This window comes from Dehalobacter sp. DCA, from assembly GCF_000305775.1.
GTDB classification, from domain to species: domain Bacteria; phylum Bacillota; class Desulfitobacteriia; order Desulfitobacteriales; family Syntrophobotulaceae; genus Dehalobacter; species Dehalobacter alkaniphilus.
Genome location: NC_018866.1, coordinates 2,814,009 through 2,829,911 on the forward strand (window position 1 = coordinate 2,814,009; position 15,903 = coordinate 2,829,911).

At 43.7% G+C, this 15,903-nt stretch carries 13 protein-coding genes and 1 pseudogene; 1 reads left to right on the forward strand and 13 read right to left on the reverse strand.

The window, feature by feature from the left end:
* Window positions 1-114: 114 nt before the first annotated feature.
* The 5 genes from DHBDCA_RS13515 to DHBDCA_RS13535 form a co-directional block, all read right to left on the reverse strand.
* Complete coding sequence (locus DHBDCA_RS13515; RefSeq protein ID WP_015044790.1) at window positions 115-957, reverse strand: DegV family protein; 843 nt, start codon at window positions 955-957, stop codon at window positions 115-117.
* A 339-nt stretch (window positions 958-1,296) separates the two neighbouring features.
* On the reverse strand, window positions 1,297-1,812 hold the full coding sequence (locus DHBDCA_RS13520; protein WP_015044791.1) for a hypothetical protein: 516 nt from the start codon (window positions 1,810-1,812) through the stop codon (window positions 1,297-1,299).
* A gap of 22 nt (window positions 1,813-1,834) precedes the next feature.
* A complete protein-coding gene (locus DHBDCA_RS13525) occupies window positions 1,835-3,313 on the reverse strand; it encodes a sensor histidine kinase (RefSeq protein ID WP_034378415.1) in 1,479 nt (492 codons plus the stop codon).
* 16 nt (window positions 3,314-3,329) lie between these two features.
* Window positions 3,330-4,004: a response regulator transcription factor gene (locus tag DHBDCA_RS13530; protein ID WP_015044793.1), complete on the reverse strand. Its 675-nt coding sequence runs from the start codon at window positions 4,002-4,004 to the stop codon at window positions 3,330-3,332.
* 130 nt (window positions 4,005-4,134) lie between these two features.
* Window positions 4,135-5,313 carry a GGDEF domain-containing protein gene (locus DHBDCA_RS13535; RefSeq protein ID WP_015044794.1) on the reverse strand — a complete coding sequence of 393 codons (1,179 nt, stop codon included), beginning with the start codon at window positions 5,311-5,313 and terminating at the stop codon, window positions 4,135-4,137.
* A gap of 203 nt (window positions 5,314-5,516) precedes the next feature.
* Here DHBDCA_RS13535 and DHBDCA_RS13540 point away from each other — a divergent pair, with 203 nt between their 5' ends.
* Entirely contained in the window at window positions 5,517-6,704 is a 1,188-nt protein-coding gene (locus tag DHBDCA_RS13540; protein WP_015044795.1) for a pyridoxal phosphate-dependent aminotransferase, read from the forward strand.
* Between the two features lie 122 nt (window positions 6,705-6,826).
* Here DHBDCA_RS13540 and DHBDCA_RS13545 read toward each other — a convergent pair whose 3' ends face one another.
* From DHBDCA_RS13545 to DHBDCA_RS13580, 8 genes and pseudogenes are all read right to left on the reverse strand, one after another.
* Window positions 6,827-8,041, reverse strand: coding sequence for a S1C family serine protease (locus tag DHBDCA_RS13545; protein WP_015044796.1), 1,215 nt, complete (start codon window positions 8,039-8,041; stop codon window positions 6,827-6,829).
* A 78-nt stretch (window positions 8,042-8,119) separates the two neighbouring features.
* A complete protein-coding gene (locus DHBDCA_RS13550; protein ID WP_015044797.1) occupies window positions 8,120-8,911 on the reverse strand; it encodes an energy-coupling factor ABC transporter ATP-binding protein in 792 nt (263 codons plus the stop codon).
* Entirely contained in the window at window positions 8,912-9,721 is an 810-nt protein-coding gene (gene cbiQ / locus DHBDCA_RS13555) for a cobalt ECF transporter T component CbiQ (protein WP_193352132.1), read from the reverse strand. It lies immediately after the preceding gene.
* A gap of 82 nt (window positions 9,722-9,803) precedes the next feature.
* Window positions 9,804-10,862 carry an energy-coupling factor ABC transporter permease gene (locus tag DHBDCA_RS13560; protein ID WP_015044799.1) on the reverse strand — a complete coding sequence of 353 codons (1,059 nt, stop codon included), beginning with the start codon at window positions 10,860-10,862 and terminating at the stop codon, window positions 9,804-9,806.
* A gap of 359 nt (window positions 10,863-11,221) precedes the next feature.
* The gene (locus DHBDCA_RS13565; protein WP_015044800.1) at window positions 11,222-12,271 is read right to left on the reverse strand and encodes a bifunctional glycosyltransferase family 2/GtrA family protein; all 1,050 of its coding nucleotides are present in this window, start codon (window positions 12,269-12,271) and stop codon (window positions 11,222-11,224) included.
* Between the two features lie 162 nt (window positions 12,272-12,433).
* Window positions 12,434-13,936 (reverse strand): DUF3369 domain-containing protein, encoded by a 1,503-nt coding sequence (locus tag DHBDCA_RS13570; RefSeq protein ID WP_015044801.1) that lies wholly within the window; start codon window positions 13,934-13,936, stop codon window positions 12,434-12,436.
* Window positions 13,920-14,255, reverse strand: a pseudogene (locus DHBDCA_RS13575) (HAMP domain-containing sensor histidine kinase); the annotation flags it as partial. The pseudogene DHBDCA_RS13575 and the gene DHBDCA_RS13570, both read right to left, overlap by 17 nt.
* A 94-nt stretch (window positions 14,256-14,349) precedes the next feature.
* Entirely contained in the window at window positions 14,350-15,792 is a 1,443-nt protein-coding gene (locus tag DHBDCA_RS13580; protein WP_015042633.1) for an IS4 family transposase, read from the reverse strand.
* Window positions 15,793-15,903: the final 111 nt, after the last annotated feature.

The following is a 15,903-nucleotide window of genomic DNA, read 5'->3' on the forward strand; positions in this document are numbered from 1 at the left end:
CCATACCGAGTGTATGGCGATTGACGACAACGCAGTATGAAAAGAAATCCGCCGCCAGGATATATAAGATTTAGGGGTCACATGGTACTTGACAGATGTCGTATTGTCACCCGGTTACTCCAGCTGGATAGCTGCTCCAACTGTTCCCGGTCCTGTATGGGCACCTATTACGGCTCCAACCTGCGCAAACATCTCTGCCGGTTTTTGAAAAGCATTCTCCAGTTCTTCTTTCAAATATAGTCCTGCCTGGGGAGCCGCTCCATGCGCAACGGCAAATTTAATATTTGTCCTTTTCCCAGCAAAGTCCTGAAATGCCTTGACAATGCTTTTTAAAGCTTTCTCCTGACTCCGGACTTTGCCAAAATTCTGGTAAACTCCGTCATCACCTACCCGGATTACCGGTTTGATATTCAGCAGTGTCCCCATAAACCCTGATACTCTGCCGATTCTTCCGCCTTTTTGGAGGTATTCCAGCGTATTTAAGGTAAAAAGCGTTTCAATGCTATTTCTGGCCTGTTGAAGCTTATCCAAAACTTGAACTGATTCCAAACCCTCTTTGATAGCTTTGGATGCCTCCATTACCATCAAGCCCAGACCGAGGCTTATGGTCTTAGAATCCACTAGATGAATGGCACCTTTTATTTTCTCTTTGGCCAGATGGGCCGCGTTCAACGTACCGCTTAAGCCGGAAGAAATATGAATGGAAATAACCTCCTGATATTCTTCAAGAAGCATCGAGTATAACGAAACAAACTGTTCCGGGGAAGGCTGAGAGGTTTTCGGAAGCTCTTCTTCCTGTTCTAGACACCGATAAAATTCTTTGGGGCTAATTTCTCCATCCACAAAACTTTTTTCCCCAAATAGAATTTTAAGAGGAATAACATGGGCCAGACATTTTTTCGATAGTTCGTCCGGCAAATCCGCAGTGCTGTCAGTGACCAAAGCAATTTTTTTCATACTTCTCCTACTTTCTCTCTTGAAATATAATCTGTTCCATCTCTTTATATGTCTCTTCTTATATCTCTCCATATCATCCCAATATATCAATCACGGAAGATTCACTGCCGCAACATTAGATTCCCCGACCCGGGCACCTCTGACAATGATAAACTTAAGCTCATACGTTTGTCCGTTTGTATTATTCTCTGTATTCCGCCATTATCCCTTTAAAATCGAGCAATCCGTTTGGAATAAATCGGTGTCAAAAGGGATGCATCCTTGTGATTGGATGTATCCCTCACTTTTTTGATTCGAAAGCAAACCAAATTTCTTTCGCTCGCAAAGCCTATTTCTGACTTACGTCGTTTGCTGCGACGTTAATTCCACGTATACTGCGTTGGATTCTTCTGAAGTATTCAGTTCATTCACCCATATTCTCAGGATATCGCCTGCTTTTAAATCACTCAGATTAATGCTGGTTTCCTGAGCGCTATCTGCGCCCGCCGTTCTACTGAAAATTGGTGTATCTTCAGCAATGACAATTGTATAGTTCATTCCGGTCGCCTTATCATTCATTTCCCGTGCCGGCGAAGTTCCTGCACTCGTATCTCCTTGTTCCAGCGGCGCCGCTTTCTGTTCGCTTTGTGAAGAATCCGAAGATTGCAGTTCTGCGACGACCAGCTGTTTTTCACCCACACTGACCACTTTTCCGAGTAAATCCATCTGCCGGGTTGGCCGGACTCCCTCGGTCTGTGTGCTTTCCATCTGTGCTGTTACCGTGTCGTCCGTCGCCGTCGAAGAAGTACTTGCTGAACACCCTGTCAACACGATCAGTAAGGTAACAAGTCCCACAACCAATAACTTCTTTTTCACTCACAAATTCCTCTTTTCTTGTTTATTCCGCTAGATCTACTTCAAACCAAAACTCGACGCCATTTTCCACGTTTTGAACCCCATATGCATTGCCATGCTGTTCCTGAGTGGCCCGGACGATCGACAAGCCAAGGCCTGTGCCGCCATAAGAGCGGGTTCTTGCTTTGTCTACCTTATAAAAGCTGGTCCAAATCTTATCCAGAGCTTCTTCAGGAATGGGAGTGCCGGAGTTGAAAACACTTACTCTGGCTTTTTGTCCTGTTTTTTCGAGCTTGACTTTAATTTCTTTGCGCTGGTCTGCATGATTGATCGCATTGACCAGATAGTTCACGATGATCTGTTCAATCCTGTCGATATCGGCATTAACCGTAAATTTATCCTGAATTTCCTGGGTCAGCTGAATATTTTTCTCTTTGATCAGCAGTATATTCTTTCTGAGGACAAATTCAACCAGTTCGTTTAAGTCAAAATCTGTTTTTTCCAGTCGGGTGTAGCCCGCATCGATCTGCGATAACTCCAGAAGTTGTTTGACAAGCTTATTCATCTTGGCGCTTTCATCAATGATCACATTACAATAGAAGTCTTTATCCTCTTCACTTTCATTGACATTGACCTTGAGCCCCTCGGCATAACCCCGGATCAGTGCAATCGGCGTCTTTAGCTCATGTGAAACATTGGAAATAAATTCTTTTCTCATGTCGTCTATTTTTCTTTCTCTTTCGATATCCTCCATGAGCTTTTCATTGGCCTGCCGGAGTTCATTGATCGATTTCTCCAATTGGGTGGAAAGCGAGTTAATGCTTGACCCAAGTTCGCCAATTTCGTCGTAGGTCCGCACTGGGTATTTTTTGCCAAAATCCAGTTTGACCATGGCCTGGGCGATCTCATTCAGACGAAGAATGGGTTTGGTAAATCTATCTGTAAAGAAAAATACGATCAGCACCCCGATAACCATAATAAACAAACCCGTAATAAGAGAAAACTTATTGGCAATTGCCGCACTTTCCTCGATTGCGACCACCGGAGTGTTTAGGTACAGATAATCTCCGTTATTTAACTGTCCAACCAGATTAATAAAATCGGAATTCAGTCTGCGGTCAGTGGATTTAACAATCACGGGCTGCGTGGAATTCTGGGCATCTTTAAGGATCGAAATATCAGGAATAAACGAATAATCCGAGCCTCCGGGCTTTTTTAGCGGCTCATGAAAAAATCCTTCTTCTTTTAATGAAGAAATATATTTGATATACATGGATGAATCAAGAATCGTAATGTTCAGACCCTCGGTCCTCTCAATTTTCTCCAGATTGAGTAAAATATCGAATGGCTCGCCATCGTAGTTTTCATTGATCTCATGGTAGTACTCCTTCAAGGTGCTTTCCTTGTTCAAGTAGTAATACTTCGCAAGAAACTGGTCGTTTAAAAACCACGAAAGCAAAACATACAATACAGTCAGGCAGCTTATGGCAGTGAATAATTTTAGTTTGATTGATGATTTCATTAGAATTACCTCAAATTCAGATTATCTCAAATCTGTATCCCAGTCCTCTGACGGTTTGAATAAAGTCTCCTTTGATCCCTAATTTGTACCTTAACCGTTTGATGTGGGTGTCCACAGTTCTGGCGTCGCCATAATAATCGTAATCCCAGACTGAATTCAAGATCTGTTCCCTCGATACAGCCAGGCTTTCATTATCTACCAGATATAAAAGCAGTTCATATTCCTTCGGGCTTAAATCTACCCGTTCTCCGTCAATACTTACGACCCGCCTGTTTTTATCGATCTCCAGGCCGTCAAGGTTTTTAACGCTAGCCTTCGGATCACTGGTTCTGCGAAGAAGGGCCTGCACCCGCGCGACCAGGATCAGCGGACTGAAAGGTTTCGTAATATATTCATCTGCGCCCAGATCAAAACCGAACAGCTCATCCGATTCCTCAGATCTTGCCGTCAGCATGATGACCGGAGTCTGGCCGCTCTTTCGGATTTCCCTGCATACCGTCCATCCATCCGTCTCGGGCATCATGACATCCAGGATAGCCAGGCTGATATGCTGTCCGGAATGAATAATATCCAGGGCCTGTTTCCCATCTTCCGCTTCGATGACGGTATACCCTTCCTTTTTTAAAAAATCAGCAACCAGTTTCCTCATTCTGATTTCATCGTCTGCGATAAGTATATTCCCTGCAGTCATTGCCTAACCCCCTTTAGGTTTTCCCAACAGTCCATGATTCTATTGTTTCAGGAGGGATTGTATCCCTGGATGATATTCTAAGGAATGAATGTGTACATTTCGTGAACAATCGATTAATATTCTGTGAACTTCAGATCTTTGAGCCGACATGGCTTATTGCGTTCTTACCGACCCTTTTGGACTGATACAGGCCAGCATCGGCGGTCTCAATCAGATTCTGGGCTGTCCTGCCATCTTCCGGATAAGCAGCTAGTCCTATAGAAACCGAAATATCCGGTTCTTCACTGACTCTCTTTCTGAACCGTTCGGCGATAATCAGGGCATCCGTTATTTTAGTTTTCGGCAAAATGACCAGGAACTCATCTCCGCCGTAACGACCAAGTATGTCAAACTCCCTGATATTTTCCTTGGCAATACTTACGACCTTTTTGAGAACCATGTCCCCGACAACATGTCCCCGGTTATCATTAATTCTTTTAAAATTATCAATGTCAAAAAGCATGAGAGTGAATTCTCCTGCCTTGGGATCATCAATCAGGTTTTTAAAATAATTCATAATCCCCTTTTTATTATATGCATCGACCAGGGGATCTCTCTGGACCATGTTGAGCAGGTGTTCATTGTGCAATTCCATTTCCAGCATTTTTCTCTTTACTTCGTAGTTGATGGTCTTATTGATGTTCACTAGCTTCTCTTCAGCGTTCGCCAATTTTAAACGATACGGCTCCTTTAATGTTTTTTGGATATAACAGTAAAACAGCAGGTACCCGGCAAACTGACATAACGGAATCAAGAAAGAGGAATTGGTAGGAAACTCATATTGGAGCAGCTGTCCAAAACCCATAAATATGACTCCCCAGGTCAATGATATCTGCTTTTCACCGAGGAATTTATGCAGCAATATAATAATGCCGGCGGCCAGGACGACAGCCGCTCCGCTTAAGAATTCCGTCATCGTCAGAATAACCGGCAGGTGGTCCGCATTCATGACCGTGAAAAGTACCAGAAAGGGGAAAATCACGCTCAAAGCGGCAGATGCAGCGTAATTCTTCCACCGCCACGATAATATCAGTATAAGCAACAAGCAAAGAAAAGCAAAATTTGTATGATGAAGCACTTTTATACGCAGTACCATATCAGGATAGGCTATACTAAGCAGCGCCAAGAGAAACGGCGCAATAAAACTGAATCCAAAAAGAGCCGAAAAACTCTTCTCCTTGTTCATGGTAAATACAAATGCCAAATTCAGAAAAGAAAAACATAAAATAATAATGACTGCAGCCTGATCATTTAAATAGGCATAGAACATTTTAATCCCTCTAATCTTTTCTCGTCTGATTAACTGTAAAATTCGACATTTTCTTCTATATTCCTGTTTCCTTTTATTCCTGACGTTTTTTTCATCGATACGAACATTTTGCCGGACTTCAGCAAATAGACTTTTTTGTCAAGATGAAATGAGGTAAAATAATACCAGTAACAATATGATGATGTCCTAAAGGAGAAATGTGCGTGTTTTCGGAAAAAGTAATCAATAATTTAAAGAATGCCTCCTGGATTAGAGCAATGTTTGAGGAAGGCGAAAGACTCGCCAAAATTTATGGACGCGAAAACGTCTATGACTTCAGTTTGGGTAATCCCTTTTCTGAGCCGCCAGAAGAGGTCATTGAATCTCTGAAAAATTATGTCACCGGGAATTATAAGGGAATCCATAAATACATGAACAATGCCGGCTATCCCGAAGTCAGAGAAAAAATTGCCCAGTCGCTCCAGGGTGACAGCCAGATCGGACTTACACAAGATAATATCACTATGACTGTCGGGGCTGCCGGCGGGCTGAATGTTATCCTGAAAGCACTTCTGAATCCCGGTGAAGAAGTAATTATCTTTGCACCTTATTTTGTGGAATATATTTTCTATACGGATAACCATGGTGGGAAACCGGTCATTGTGCCGCCGGACCCCCGGACACTCGAGCCGGACCTAGATGCCCTAGAAAAAGCGATTTCGCCCAAAACAAAGGCGATTATTATTAATACCCCGAACAATCCCACCGGTATTGTCTACAGCAAGGAGAAGCTGGAACAAATCAAAGAAGTCCTGCGAAAAAAAGAAAACGAATACAGTACGATCATTTATATCATCTCCGATCAGCCCTACGACCAGATTGTCTATGACGGGATGATAGTCCCAAACATCCTGTCCATTTTTGAAAACAGCATCATTGTCAATTCCTTCAGTAAATCGCTCGGCCTTGCCGGAGAAAGAATAGGATATATTGCATCGAGCAGCCGAATTAAAGACGCTGACATACTGAATAACGCTTTAAGCTTTTGCAACCGAACACTTGGGTTTGTCAATGCTCCCGGATTGTTCCAGAGAGTGATCGGTGATTCCCTTGATGTCAAAACAGATGCCGCGGATTATCAAAAGAAAAGAGATTATTTATATGAGCATTTGACTGCGCTTGGTTTCGAATGCGTCAAACCGCAGGGAGCCTTTTACCTTTTCCCGAAAGCACTGATCGAGGACGATGTTGAATTTGTCAAAAGAGCCGTTAAATATAATTTACTGCTTGTCCCAGGAAGAGGATTTGGCTGTTCCGGTCATATCAGAATCTCTTATTGCGTCAGTATGGATACCATCGTAAATTCCATTTCCGCGTTCGAAAAACTGGTGCAGGAATTCAGATCTCGATAACTGATCGAAACGAGTTCCTGTAAAGGAATTGCTTTCGTATAAGCGACATAAGAATAAACCTCGCATCGTTCCATAAGAAACGGTGCGAGGTTTATTCTTATCTCATCGCTAAGGCCGGCTGCTCAGGATTTTAATTCTGTCAGTGTAACCTTAACGTCTTTTGTGTTCCCCTCACGGTAATAGGTAATGGTGACCGTCTTTCCGACCTCAGATTTAAACAATTCATGGGTCATTTCAAGAGAACTGGTGATCTCAACCCCATTGACTTTCGTAATGACGTCTCCGGCACGAATCCCGGCTTTATAGGCAGGCCCTCCGGTTGAGACCGCTGAGATATAGGCGCCAGCAGGCCAGCCCTGCTGAGAAGCCCATTCAACAGTATACCGTTCGTCGATCGAGACCAGGATGCCTGGATGAGCAGCATAGCCTTTCTTGATCAGCTGTTGGATCGTCGGCCAGGCGTCCGTAATCGGGATCGCGAAACCCATTCCTTCATAACCAGCATCTTGGTTCTTGGCTGCATTAATACCAACGACCTTTCCATGATAATCTACCAGCGGTCCTCCGCTGTTTCCGGGGTTGATCGCCGCATCGGTCTGAATCAGATTAAAACTTGCTTCTCCCTGCAGCTCCAGAAAACGGTTCGTCGCTGAAATCACACCCGTCGTCACAGAGCGGGCAAAATCTTCTCCACCTGGATTTCCAATCGCAACCACAGGTTCACCGACCTGGAGCTTGCTGGAATCTCCGAGACTGACTGCGGTGAGATTATCAGCTGATATTTGAACGACGGCCAGATCCGTTCGTGAATCTCCTCCTACGAGTTTTCCGGTGATATTACGTCCGTCAGCGAGACTTACCACCAGTTTTTCGGCCCCTTCAATAACGTGATTGTTGGTCACAATAAGCCCTTTCTGCGCATCAACAATAAAGCCCGATCCACTGGCTACTTCGGCAAGTTCACTTGACCGGCCAAATAGATTACCGCCGCTCTGAAAATTGGCGATCCCCACGACAGCCGGGCCTATTGTTTTCGAAATTTCTACCACCGGATACGTGTTGCCATTACCGTCTGTACTGGTGTTCGCGACCGCCGAGGTTGTGACGAGTGAATTTGTGTTAGCCGAACTGCCACTCTGGTTCTGGATACTCATGATTTCCGGATAGATTACCGGGGCTAAAGTGAGAGAGGCTGTCCCACCCAACAAGGCGCTGACGATCGCGACAACCGCAATAACCATAACCCCTGGTTTCTTTCTCTGCGGCCGCTCCCCATTGTACGGATAGTCGTGATAAGCGTTATAGTCTTTATAATGGTTATCGTTGTTAAAGTTCACGTCATTCCCCACCTTTTAAATTAAACTTGCTTATGCAAAATAATCGGGTTACAGATTATTTATTATTATAATCATTATTTATGACAATTCTGTGAACTTTTGTTTACAAAATTGTGAAAAAACAGCACCGCATTTCGGACATCTTTGCAATGAAATCGGCACCTCAAGCCCGCATTGGTTAAGCAGTTCAGCATCTGCCAATATCTCGGCAGCCTCTCCGTCGGCAGCAATTTCGCCGTCTTTGATCACGATGACTCTCTGGCTGATGTCCAGGATCATATCGAGATCGTGGCTCGTAATGATTTTGGTATGTTCAAAACAATTCAGTAGATTGATGACTCTGCGGCGGGATCTCGGGTCAAGCGATGCAGTTGGCTCGTCCATGATCAGGACATCGGGCTGCATGGAAAGAACAGACGCAATCGCCGCTGCCCTTTTTTCGCCGCCGGACAGTTTAAAAGGCGGCCGGTCTTTCAGATGTAGGATGCCGACCATTTGCAAAGCTTGAAGAACCCTGCTTTCTACTTCCTTTTCATCATAACGGTAATTCCGGGGACCAAAGGCCACATCGTCATAGACCGTCGACATAAAAAGCTGGTCATCCGGGTCCTGGAAAACCATTCCGAGTCTTTGGCGGATTAACGGCAGTGTTCTTTTGGTAACGTGAATATCGCCTACCAGCACCTCTCCGCTGCTAGGAAAAAGAACGCCCATCAGTAGCATGAGCAGGGTGGATTTTCCTGCGCCGTTTGCACCGACAATGCCGACCGACTCCCCATGATGAATCGTGAACGAGATATCCTTAACCGCCTTGTTACCGTCTGGATAAACATAATTAATTGTTCTGGCCTCTAACTTATGATGGCTCATTTAGCTTATCACTCCTGATATTAATAGACCGATCATCAATGGGATATTAATCATTCTAGCAAAAATAAAAAACAACAGCCAGCCGCCAAAATAAGCTCCGTCCCTTACAGTTATCCTGGTGTCGGCTCCTGCATAGTATTCTCCTGTAAAACCACGTACACACATTGCCTGATACACTCTCTCCGCCCTGTCAATGGTCCGCAGGAGCAGCTGACCAACGAGCGTTCCCCAAGCACTGGGGTGAATGCCTTTTTGCTGGGGGGCCCGAAGCTTATATGCCCTTATGCTTCTGGATACTTCTTCGATTAATACGGAAATATACCTGTATGTCAGCAGCAGCTGCAAAACAAAAAGCCGCGGAACTTTCAGCATACGCAAACCGGCGGCAAGTTTATCCATTCCTGTCGTACAAATAAGAATTAGAGCAGCTGTGATCGTTAAGAGACTTTTCAGCAGGATTGAAGCGAAAGTAATCCACCCTCTGGACAATGCAAGTCCACCCACTGTAATGACTTGAGAATCAAAAAACGGGTTTAAAATACCGATTGCAATAATAAACGGTTCGATCAGGAGTAATCTTGCCAGCACCTGTTTGACCGGCAGCTCTGCAAGAAAAAAAACTACCACCGGATAGAAAATCATGGGCAGCAAACCGATAATTTCGTGCCTGTCATATGAGACCACGACGAATAAGTAGGCGATAGTCGTCAATATCTTAATCAGCGGATGAAGCTTATGGACAAACGTGTCCTTACAGGCCAGTTCATCCATAAGCCTCATGTTGTACAATGAACTTGTAAAGTCAGCCATTATTGCTTTTCAATCCTACTTCCGGAATATACTAGTTTAAGGCAAGGATATCGTTTGATATCGTTCCCCGCCTCAGGATAGTTCATGCAGTAACTTTCTTCTTCCTTCTCTTCATGGAACGGATAAAGAACCCTATCATGACCGCTAATATGAGTGTCATCGCACCGCCCACCAATCCGGATACGGTTGTTCCTGCATCTACAGCTGGCCATGCGACCTCAGCGCTTGTCTCTGAGACCTGTTCTTCGCTCACGCTGCTATCATTTTTGAAACTGTAATCCGGCAAAAATGCTGTTTTGCTTTGAATATCGGCCAATATGCCATAAATTCCGCCAGACTCTGCCAGTTCCGTGGTCCCGGCGGTCTTTTCCATAGACCATTCCAAGCCGTCCGGATTTGACGATGCAAACCAGGAAAGTCCTCCACCGATAATAACTGCTGCAATAGCAAGTCCGTATATGATCCTTTTTATGGAAGTATTGCCTGAGATTTTTCCCGATACCTGCTTCTCAATAAGTTCAGGCCTCGCTTTCCATACAAAAGTGAGCACTGCGGCCGTAACCAACCCTTCTACAATCCCGATTGCAAGATGAATAGGCTGCATCATAAGTACAAAAGTTGAAAACGGAAGCTCAGTCTTTCCAGAAAAAACCGTCTCCAAGACAACGCTGAAAGCCCCCAGCTGAAGCCCGACAACCGCTGCAATCATCGAGCCGGCCATAATACGTTTAGCCGAAATCCCTTTCTTAATAAACCACTTGGATATCAGCGGATAAGCAATAAAACAGGTATAGAATCCCAGGTTGAATACATTGCAGCCGTAGGCCAAAAGTCCGCCATCGCCAAAAAACAAGGCCTGTATCAACAGTATTGATGCCATGGCCAGGAACCCGGCGTACGGTCCAAGCATAGCAGCTAGAATCAGCCCTCCTCCAAGATGTCCGCTGGAACCCGTTCCTGGAATCGAAAAATTAATCATCTGGGCTGCAAAAACAAAAGCTCCCATAACTCCCATCAAAGGAACCTTTTTTTCCTCCATATCGTCTTGAATTTTTTTTATCGAATAAGCCGCTACCCCTACGGTAGCAACCCACATGGTTCCACCAATGACCGGCGAAATCAAAGCATCTGCCATATGCATTCCCCAACACCTCTATATTTCTGTATATTTTTCACAGACTTTTCAACAAGGCATCAATTTCTGCTTTGTAATCGCAAAGCAATCTTGCTTAGATCAATTATAAATTACTCTTCAATTTTTACAATCCTGGTAGGGGGGATACATCGCATATCTTCTTCATCATTTATTCTATTTGTGCGTTGAACTAAGAATAAACCCTATATCCAGCTGTTCAATTAATTACGCAGGAGGTCCTATGTTCAAACCAATGCCCATTAAGGTATCAAACCTTGCACAAAAACAAAAAAACCGGGCGTGGCCACGGACTGCAAAGCAAATCTTCTTTTTCCTTTTTATGAACATTCGTCAGTGGGTCAGTGTTATTTTTTATTTGCCGTGATCAGGGGTTTCTTTTCCGAACTAAACACAAAGTTGCGCTGAGACCAGTAACTGAATAAGAAAAGTGTTAATTCGGTGATGATTTTGGCAAAGACTAACGGTGCGCCGATCAGAATGTGGAAGAGATACATCAGCCCATAATTGCAGGCCATGATAAATACGACGAGTGAAAAATATTTCGGGGCGGATTTATGATGTTCCGTGCTTTTGTTCCGGGAAAAGACAAAGTAATGGTTCATGCTGTAATTGAAAATAGAACTGCAGACTCTTGCCCCGACTACAGCGATCAGCAGATTTGATGTAGAGAATTGAAACAACAGCAGCAGAGCAAAGTCAAGCGCTCCGGACATCAAAGAAGAGGTACAAAATTTAAGGATCGGGTAATATACTCTGGCTGAATCTGAAAAGGTCCGAAAATGGGAAGACCTGTTTTTTTCGTCATATACTGTATTAATCCATACTTCGTAGAACAAATAGCCCGCTGCCTTCGCTTCGAGCAGAATGTTCATTTCATATTCAAATCTTTTCCCCTGGATGCTGCCTAACCAGTCGAGCATATCGGCTGAATACCCTCTTAAACCTGTTTGCGTATCCGTCAAATGCGAACCCGAAGAAACAGAAAATACTGCCCGGGTTACCGTATTTCCAAAACGGCTGCGCGGAGGAACTTTGCCGCAAAACTTCCGGGAGCCAAGAACGATAAATTCGCGGCGTTCTTTGGCAACCTGGGCAACTCTGATGATATCTTCAGGCAAATGCTGTCCGTCACTGTCGGCACAGATAACCCCTTCTTTTTCACCTTTTTCCTTGATATATCGAAATCCCGTCTTCAGGGCAGCCCCTTTGCCTTCATTGGCCGGATGTGTTAACACGGTGCAGCCCAATTTGCCTGCGGCCTGGAATATCTTGCTATAAGGCTTACCGCTGCCGTCGTCTACAATCACAATCTGAAAATCGCACTTTTCTTTTATATCCTCTATCAACCTGAGAAGCCGTTCATCCGGTTCATAGGCCGGTATAAGTATCGTCATCGAATTCCCTCCTTACATAACTGCACGATAATATCTATTATTGTAAGGATTCATTATGTCCGTTTCGTGAACTTTCAATTACGGTTTTATGAATTCAAACGTCAATATCATTGGTAAAACAATAGTAAATGCCTTACCTTTTTCGAGTATGCTCGAATGATTTTATTCAAATGTTGAAGCAACTTCCTTAGCCATTTGTTCGAAATCAGACAGCTGGTGGATGAATTTTTCAACCACTTCCACATCGAATTGGGTCCCGGATCCCTGAATAAGCTGATTCCTAGCTTCCTCAAACTTCAGTCTGGAGCGGTAGCGACGGTCAGAAATCATCGCATCAAAAGCATCGGCAACAGAAATAATTCTCGCCAGGAACGGGATTTCATCTTTTGTCAGCCCTTCCGGATATCCTTTGCCGTCCATGCGTTCATGGTGGCATTTGACAATCGGAACCACCTCTTTGAACATCGATACAGCCGACAGGATCCTCGCCCCTTTCAAGGGGTGTTTTTTAATTTCTTCATACTCTTTCTCGTTCAGCTTCTGGGACTTAAACAAAATATCATCTGAAGTACCGATTTTCCCAACATCATGGAAAATACCGCTGATCCGCAGCAACTCAAGCTCCTCCTTGGAGAAATCAAAAGCCTCTCCGATCTTAACGGCAAAATAGGCCACTCTGTCGGAATGACCGCGGGTATAAATATCCTTCGCATCGACGACCATTCTCAGGGCTTCAATCGTATCCATGTAGGTTTCTCTGAGCTGGTCATACGTTTTGTTCAGCTCATCATTTTTAATATTCACCAGGGAATGCAGAAACGCATTATTGATGGACGAGGAGGCCTGGTTGGAATAGATCTCAAGCAGTTTCAGTCCATCCTCAAGATCGTCCCCTTCTACAAAAATGATGCCAATGTCCTGAAGATATTCGTTGATCAGAGGAATAATTACTTTTTTATCAAGCTTAACGACCTTTTTATTGATCCTGGCGCTGCCGATAAACTCCATCAGTTCCGGATCAAGCATTTCCATGAAATCGGCCACTTTTTTCTTATATTTCCCGATCCCTTTAAATATGCTGTTATTGCCGGAACTAATCCTGGTGATATCATCGATCAGAATAAAAGCATTCTTGCTATTGACCAAAGGCAGAATTTCAGCCAGGATATCCTCCAGAATGTTATCTATCGGCTGAAGCTGATAGATTTTAGGAACAGACTGCAGAATTTTGTTCAGGCCTTCCTGGAACTTCTTGATCGTCCGCATTTGGGAAATCGATTTGATCCCGGATTCAACGAGCAGGAGCAGCTGGTCAAAGCGGTCACCTTTTTCACAGTAACCTTGGATTTCCAATGCTTTGATGGTTTCCAGCGGCGGAGCAAGATCCTTGTGTCCTGTCAGCAAAAGAATATACAGTTCGTTGTTGAACTCTCTGATTCTCTCTACGACCTTGTCTCCATGGATCGGATACATTAAATAGTCAAGAATCAACAAATCGTACTTCTCTTCACGGACTTTTTCGATAGCCTCCAGTGGATCGGTCAGGCCGACGAATTGGTAGCCGCTTCTTTTCAGGACGACGGACAGCGAATCAATGATTCCTGGTTCGTCATCAACTATTAAGATTTTGTAGTCTAGATTAACGCGATTAGTTGAACGTCTCATCGTTAGCCTCCTGTACGTGTGCGGATAGATAAGGAATCGTGATATAGAATGTAGTGCCAACGCCTTCCTGCGATTCAAACTTCATATTGCCCGAAAATCGTCCTTTAATTGTAGAATACGACATGTATAGTCCAAGACCTGTCCCATTTTTACCTTTGGTCGTAAACATTTCCTTGAACAGTCTTTTCTGCACTTCCTCAGGAATACCCTTACCATGATCGCTTAAAGCAAATTTGAGGTTATGTCTTTCTTTGTAAATGCTGAAACCGATTTCTCCGGTTTGCCCTTCATAGGCATGCATTGCGTTGATGATTAGATTGTCAAATACTTCTGAAGTTTCGCACCCCTCAAAACCCTTGTATCTCTAATTTAAAGGTATCCTAATGCCAGTGGTTCCTTCTGATTATTACCGATTAACTGGCATTTTTAAGGGCTATAAGCTGATTACTAAGAAAAGAATTCTCAAATAGTTCTTTCAAATGTTCATATTCACTGGAATTCCTAAATTCCAAAATGTCCACTAAACCAGACTTGGCGATGCTGGTGATCACCACTTGCAGCAAATCATCAAATAATTCCCAGAGCCGCTCCGCTACATTCTTCTCTATGAGTTCGTCCTTGATTTCCGCAAATAATCCTTCTAAGGATTCGTAGGCGTTTACTCGTCGAAAATAGGCTAGGAGTGTATAGAGGAGATAGCAGGTCGTGATATGGGCAATCTGCGCATCGAAATCCCTCGATTGACAAGTCCCGAGCTTCAAATGCTGCTTGGCTTCCTTAAAAAAGACTTCGATGGTCCAACGGATACTGTAAATCTCCAACATACTCAATAAACTAAGAGATATATCCGTCGAGAGGAACAGTCTAAATTTCTTTTGATAGGGAAACCGGCAAAAATACAGTTTGATTTGTCCGATTCCTTCATAATCAACAAGGACTTCGAAATAACGGATATTCCGTTTCCTACAGCGTTTTTCGTTTCCCTCACTTTTGAGGACCGATTTTAATTGGCTGGCATTAAGGGAAGTCTCTTTGTAGCGATACTTCCTCGTATCTTGCCGAACACCACAGACCAAATGCATCGATTTTTTGTCTAATCCTCGAATCGTTTGAATGAACTCGTAACTGCTGAACCAGCTGTCAACCAGGACATATTTAGCCTTAAACCCCTGTTTTACCGCCCGTTTTATCATATCCAGACCGTTCGAAATTTTGCTAACATGGCATTCTCTGATCCGTTTAGCCCCAGCAGATTTGGGGTCTCGTTGCTTTTTGAACCGTTCTTTACGGTGCCTTGCCTTTTTTAAGGGCTTTTCCACTTGTAAAGTGAAGTCTATAGGCGTGAGGCTTTTACCATCGAAGAAACCAAGGGTTAAATTTTTAAAGCCTAATTTGCTACCTTTCTTCCCTGCAACATGGTCAAACACCTGGGTCATTTGTTCAATTCTTCGACCTGTCTTAGCAAGAGTTGTATCATCTAGAATGAAAGCGGACTTTTCATCCACTTCGTTCGTAGGATTAACCAATCGTTGAAACTGTTTGGATATACCGATCAGCAATGCTCTCCAAGGCATTTTTTCATTGTTCTTCAGTCGATATATGGAATCTTTCTTCATAGTAGTAACCTTTTGGAAATCGCTTTTATATAACGCGTGGACACTTTTCAGTAACATTAGGGGCAACATCAACATTAGTGAGAGGATTTCCGCGGAACTGTAACCATCCTGTTTCAGAAAACCAACTTTGCGGCAAAGCGTTTTAAGCTTGAACGTCTTCATAACTTCACATATAATATTGTTAATCGAATAGCCGTGATTTTGGAGTACGTTTTCAATTTCTTTGACAGGTTTCCGCATGATAACACCTCATTTTTGGTTGATTTGGAGTAGCATCTTATTATACCAAAAACCTAGTGTTCATGCGGATTTTTATCGTTTTTTCGTCTTATTCTAAGCCGAATTTTCGGC

Excerpts from the sequence above, each read along its gene's own strand:
- DHBDCA_RS13565 (WP_015044800.1), bottom strand. The coding sequence starts at position 12,271 with ATGACGATACTTATACCGGCCTATGAACCGGATGAACGGCTTCTCAGG.
- DHBDCA_RS13535 (WP_015044794.1), bottom strand. The coding sequence starts at position 5,313 with ATGTTCTATGCCTATTTAAATGATCAGGCTGCAGTCATTATTATTTTA.
- DHBDCA_RS13550 (WP_015044797.1), bottom strand. The coding sequence starts at position 8,911 with ATGAGCCATCATAAGTTAGAGGCCAGAACAATTAATTATGTTTATCCA.
- DHBDCA_RS13560 (WP_015044799.1), bottom strand. The coding sequence starts at position 10,862 with ATGCATATGGCAGATGCTTTGATTTCGCCGGTCATTGGTGGAACCATG.
- DHBDCA_RS13525 (WP_034378415.1), bottom strand. The coding sequence starts at position 3,313 with ATGAAATCATCAATCAAACTAAAATTATTCACTGCCATAAGCTGCCTG.
- DHBDCA_RS13580 (WP_015042633.1), bottom strand. The coding sequence starts at position 15,792 with ATGCGGAAACCTGTCAAAGAAATTGAAAACGTACTCCAAAATCACGGC.
- DHBDCA_RS13515 (WP_015044790.1), bottom strand. The coding sequence starts at position 957 with ATGAAAAAAATTGCTTTGGTCACTGACAGCACTGCGGATTTGCCGGAC.
- DHBDCA_RS13530 (WP_015044793.1), bottom strand. The coding sequence starts at position 4,004 with ATGACTGCAGGGAATATACTTATCGCAGACGATGAAATCAGAATGAGG.
- cbiQ (WP_193352132.1), bottom strand. The coding sequence starts at position 9,721 with ATGGCTGACTTTACAAGTTCATTGTACAACATGAGGCTTATGGATGAA.
- DHBDCA_RS13570 (WP_015044801.1), bottom strand. The coding sequence starts at position 13,936 with ATGAGACGTTCAACTAATCGCGTTAATCTAGACTACAAAATCTTAATA.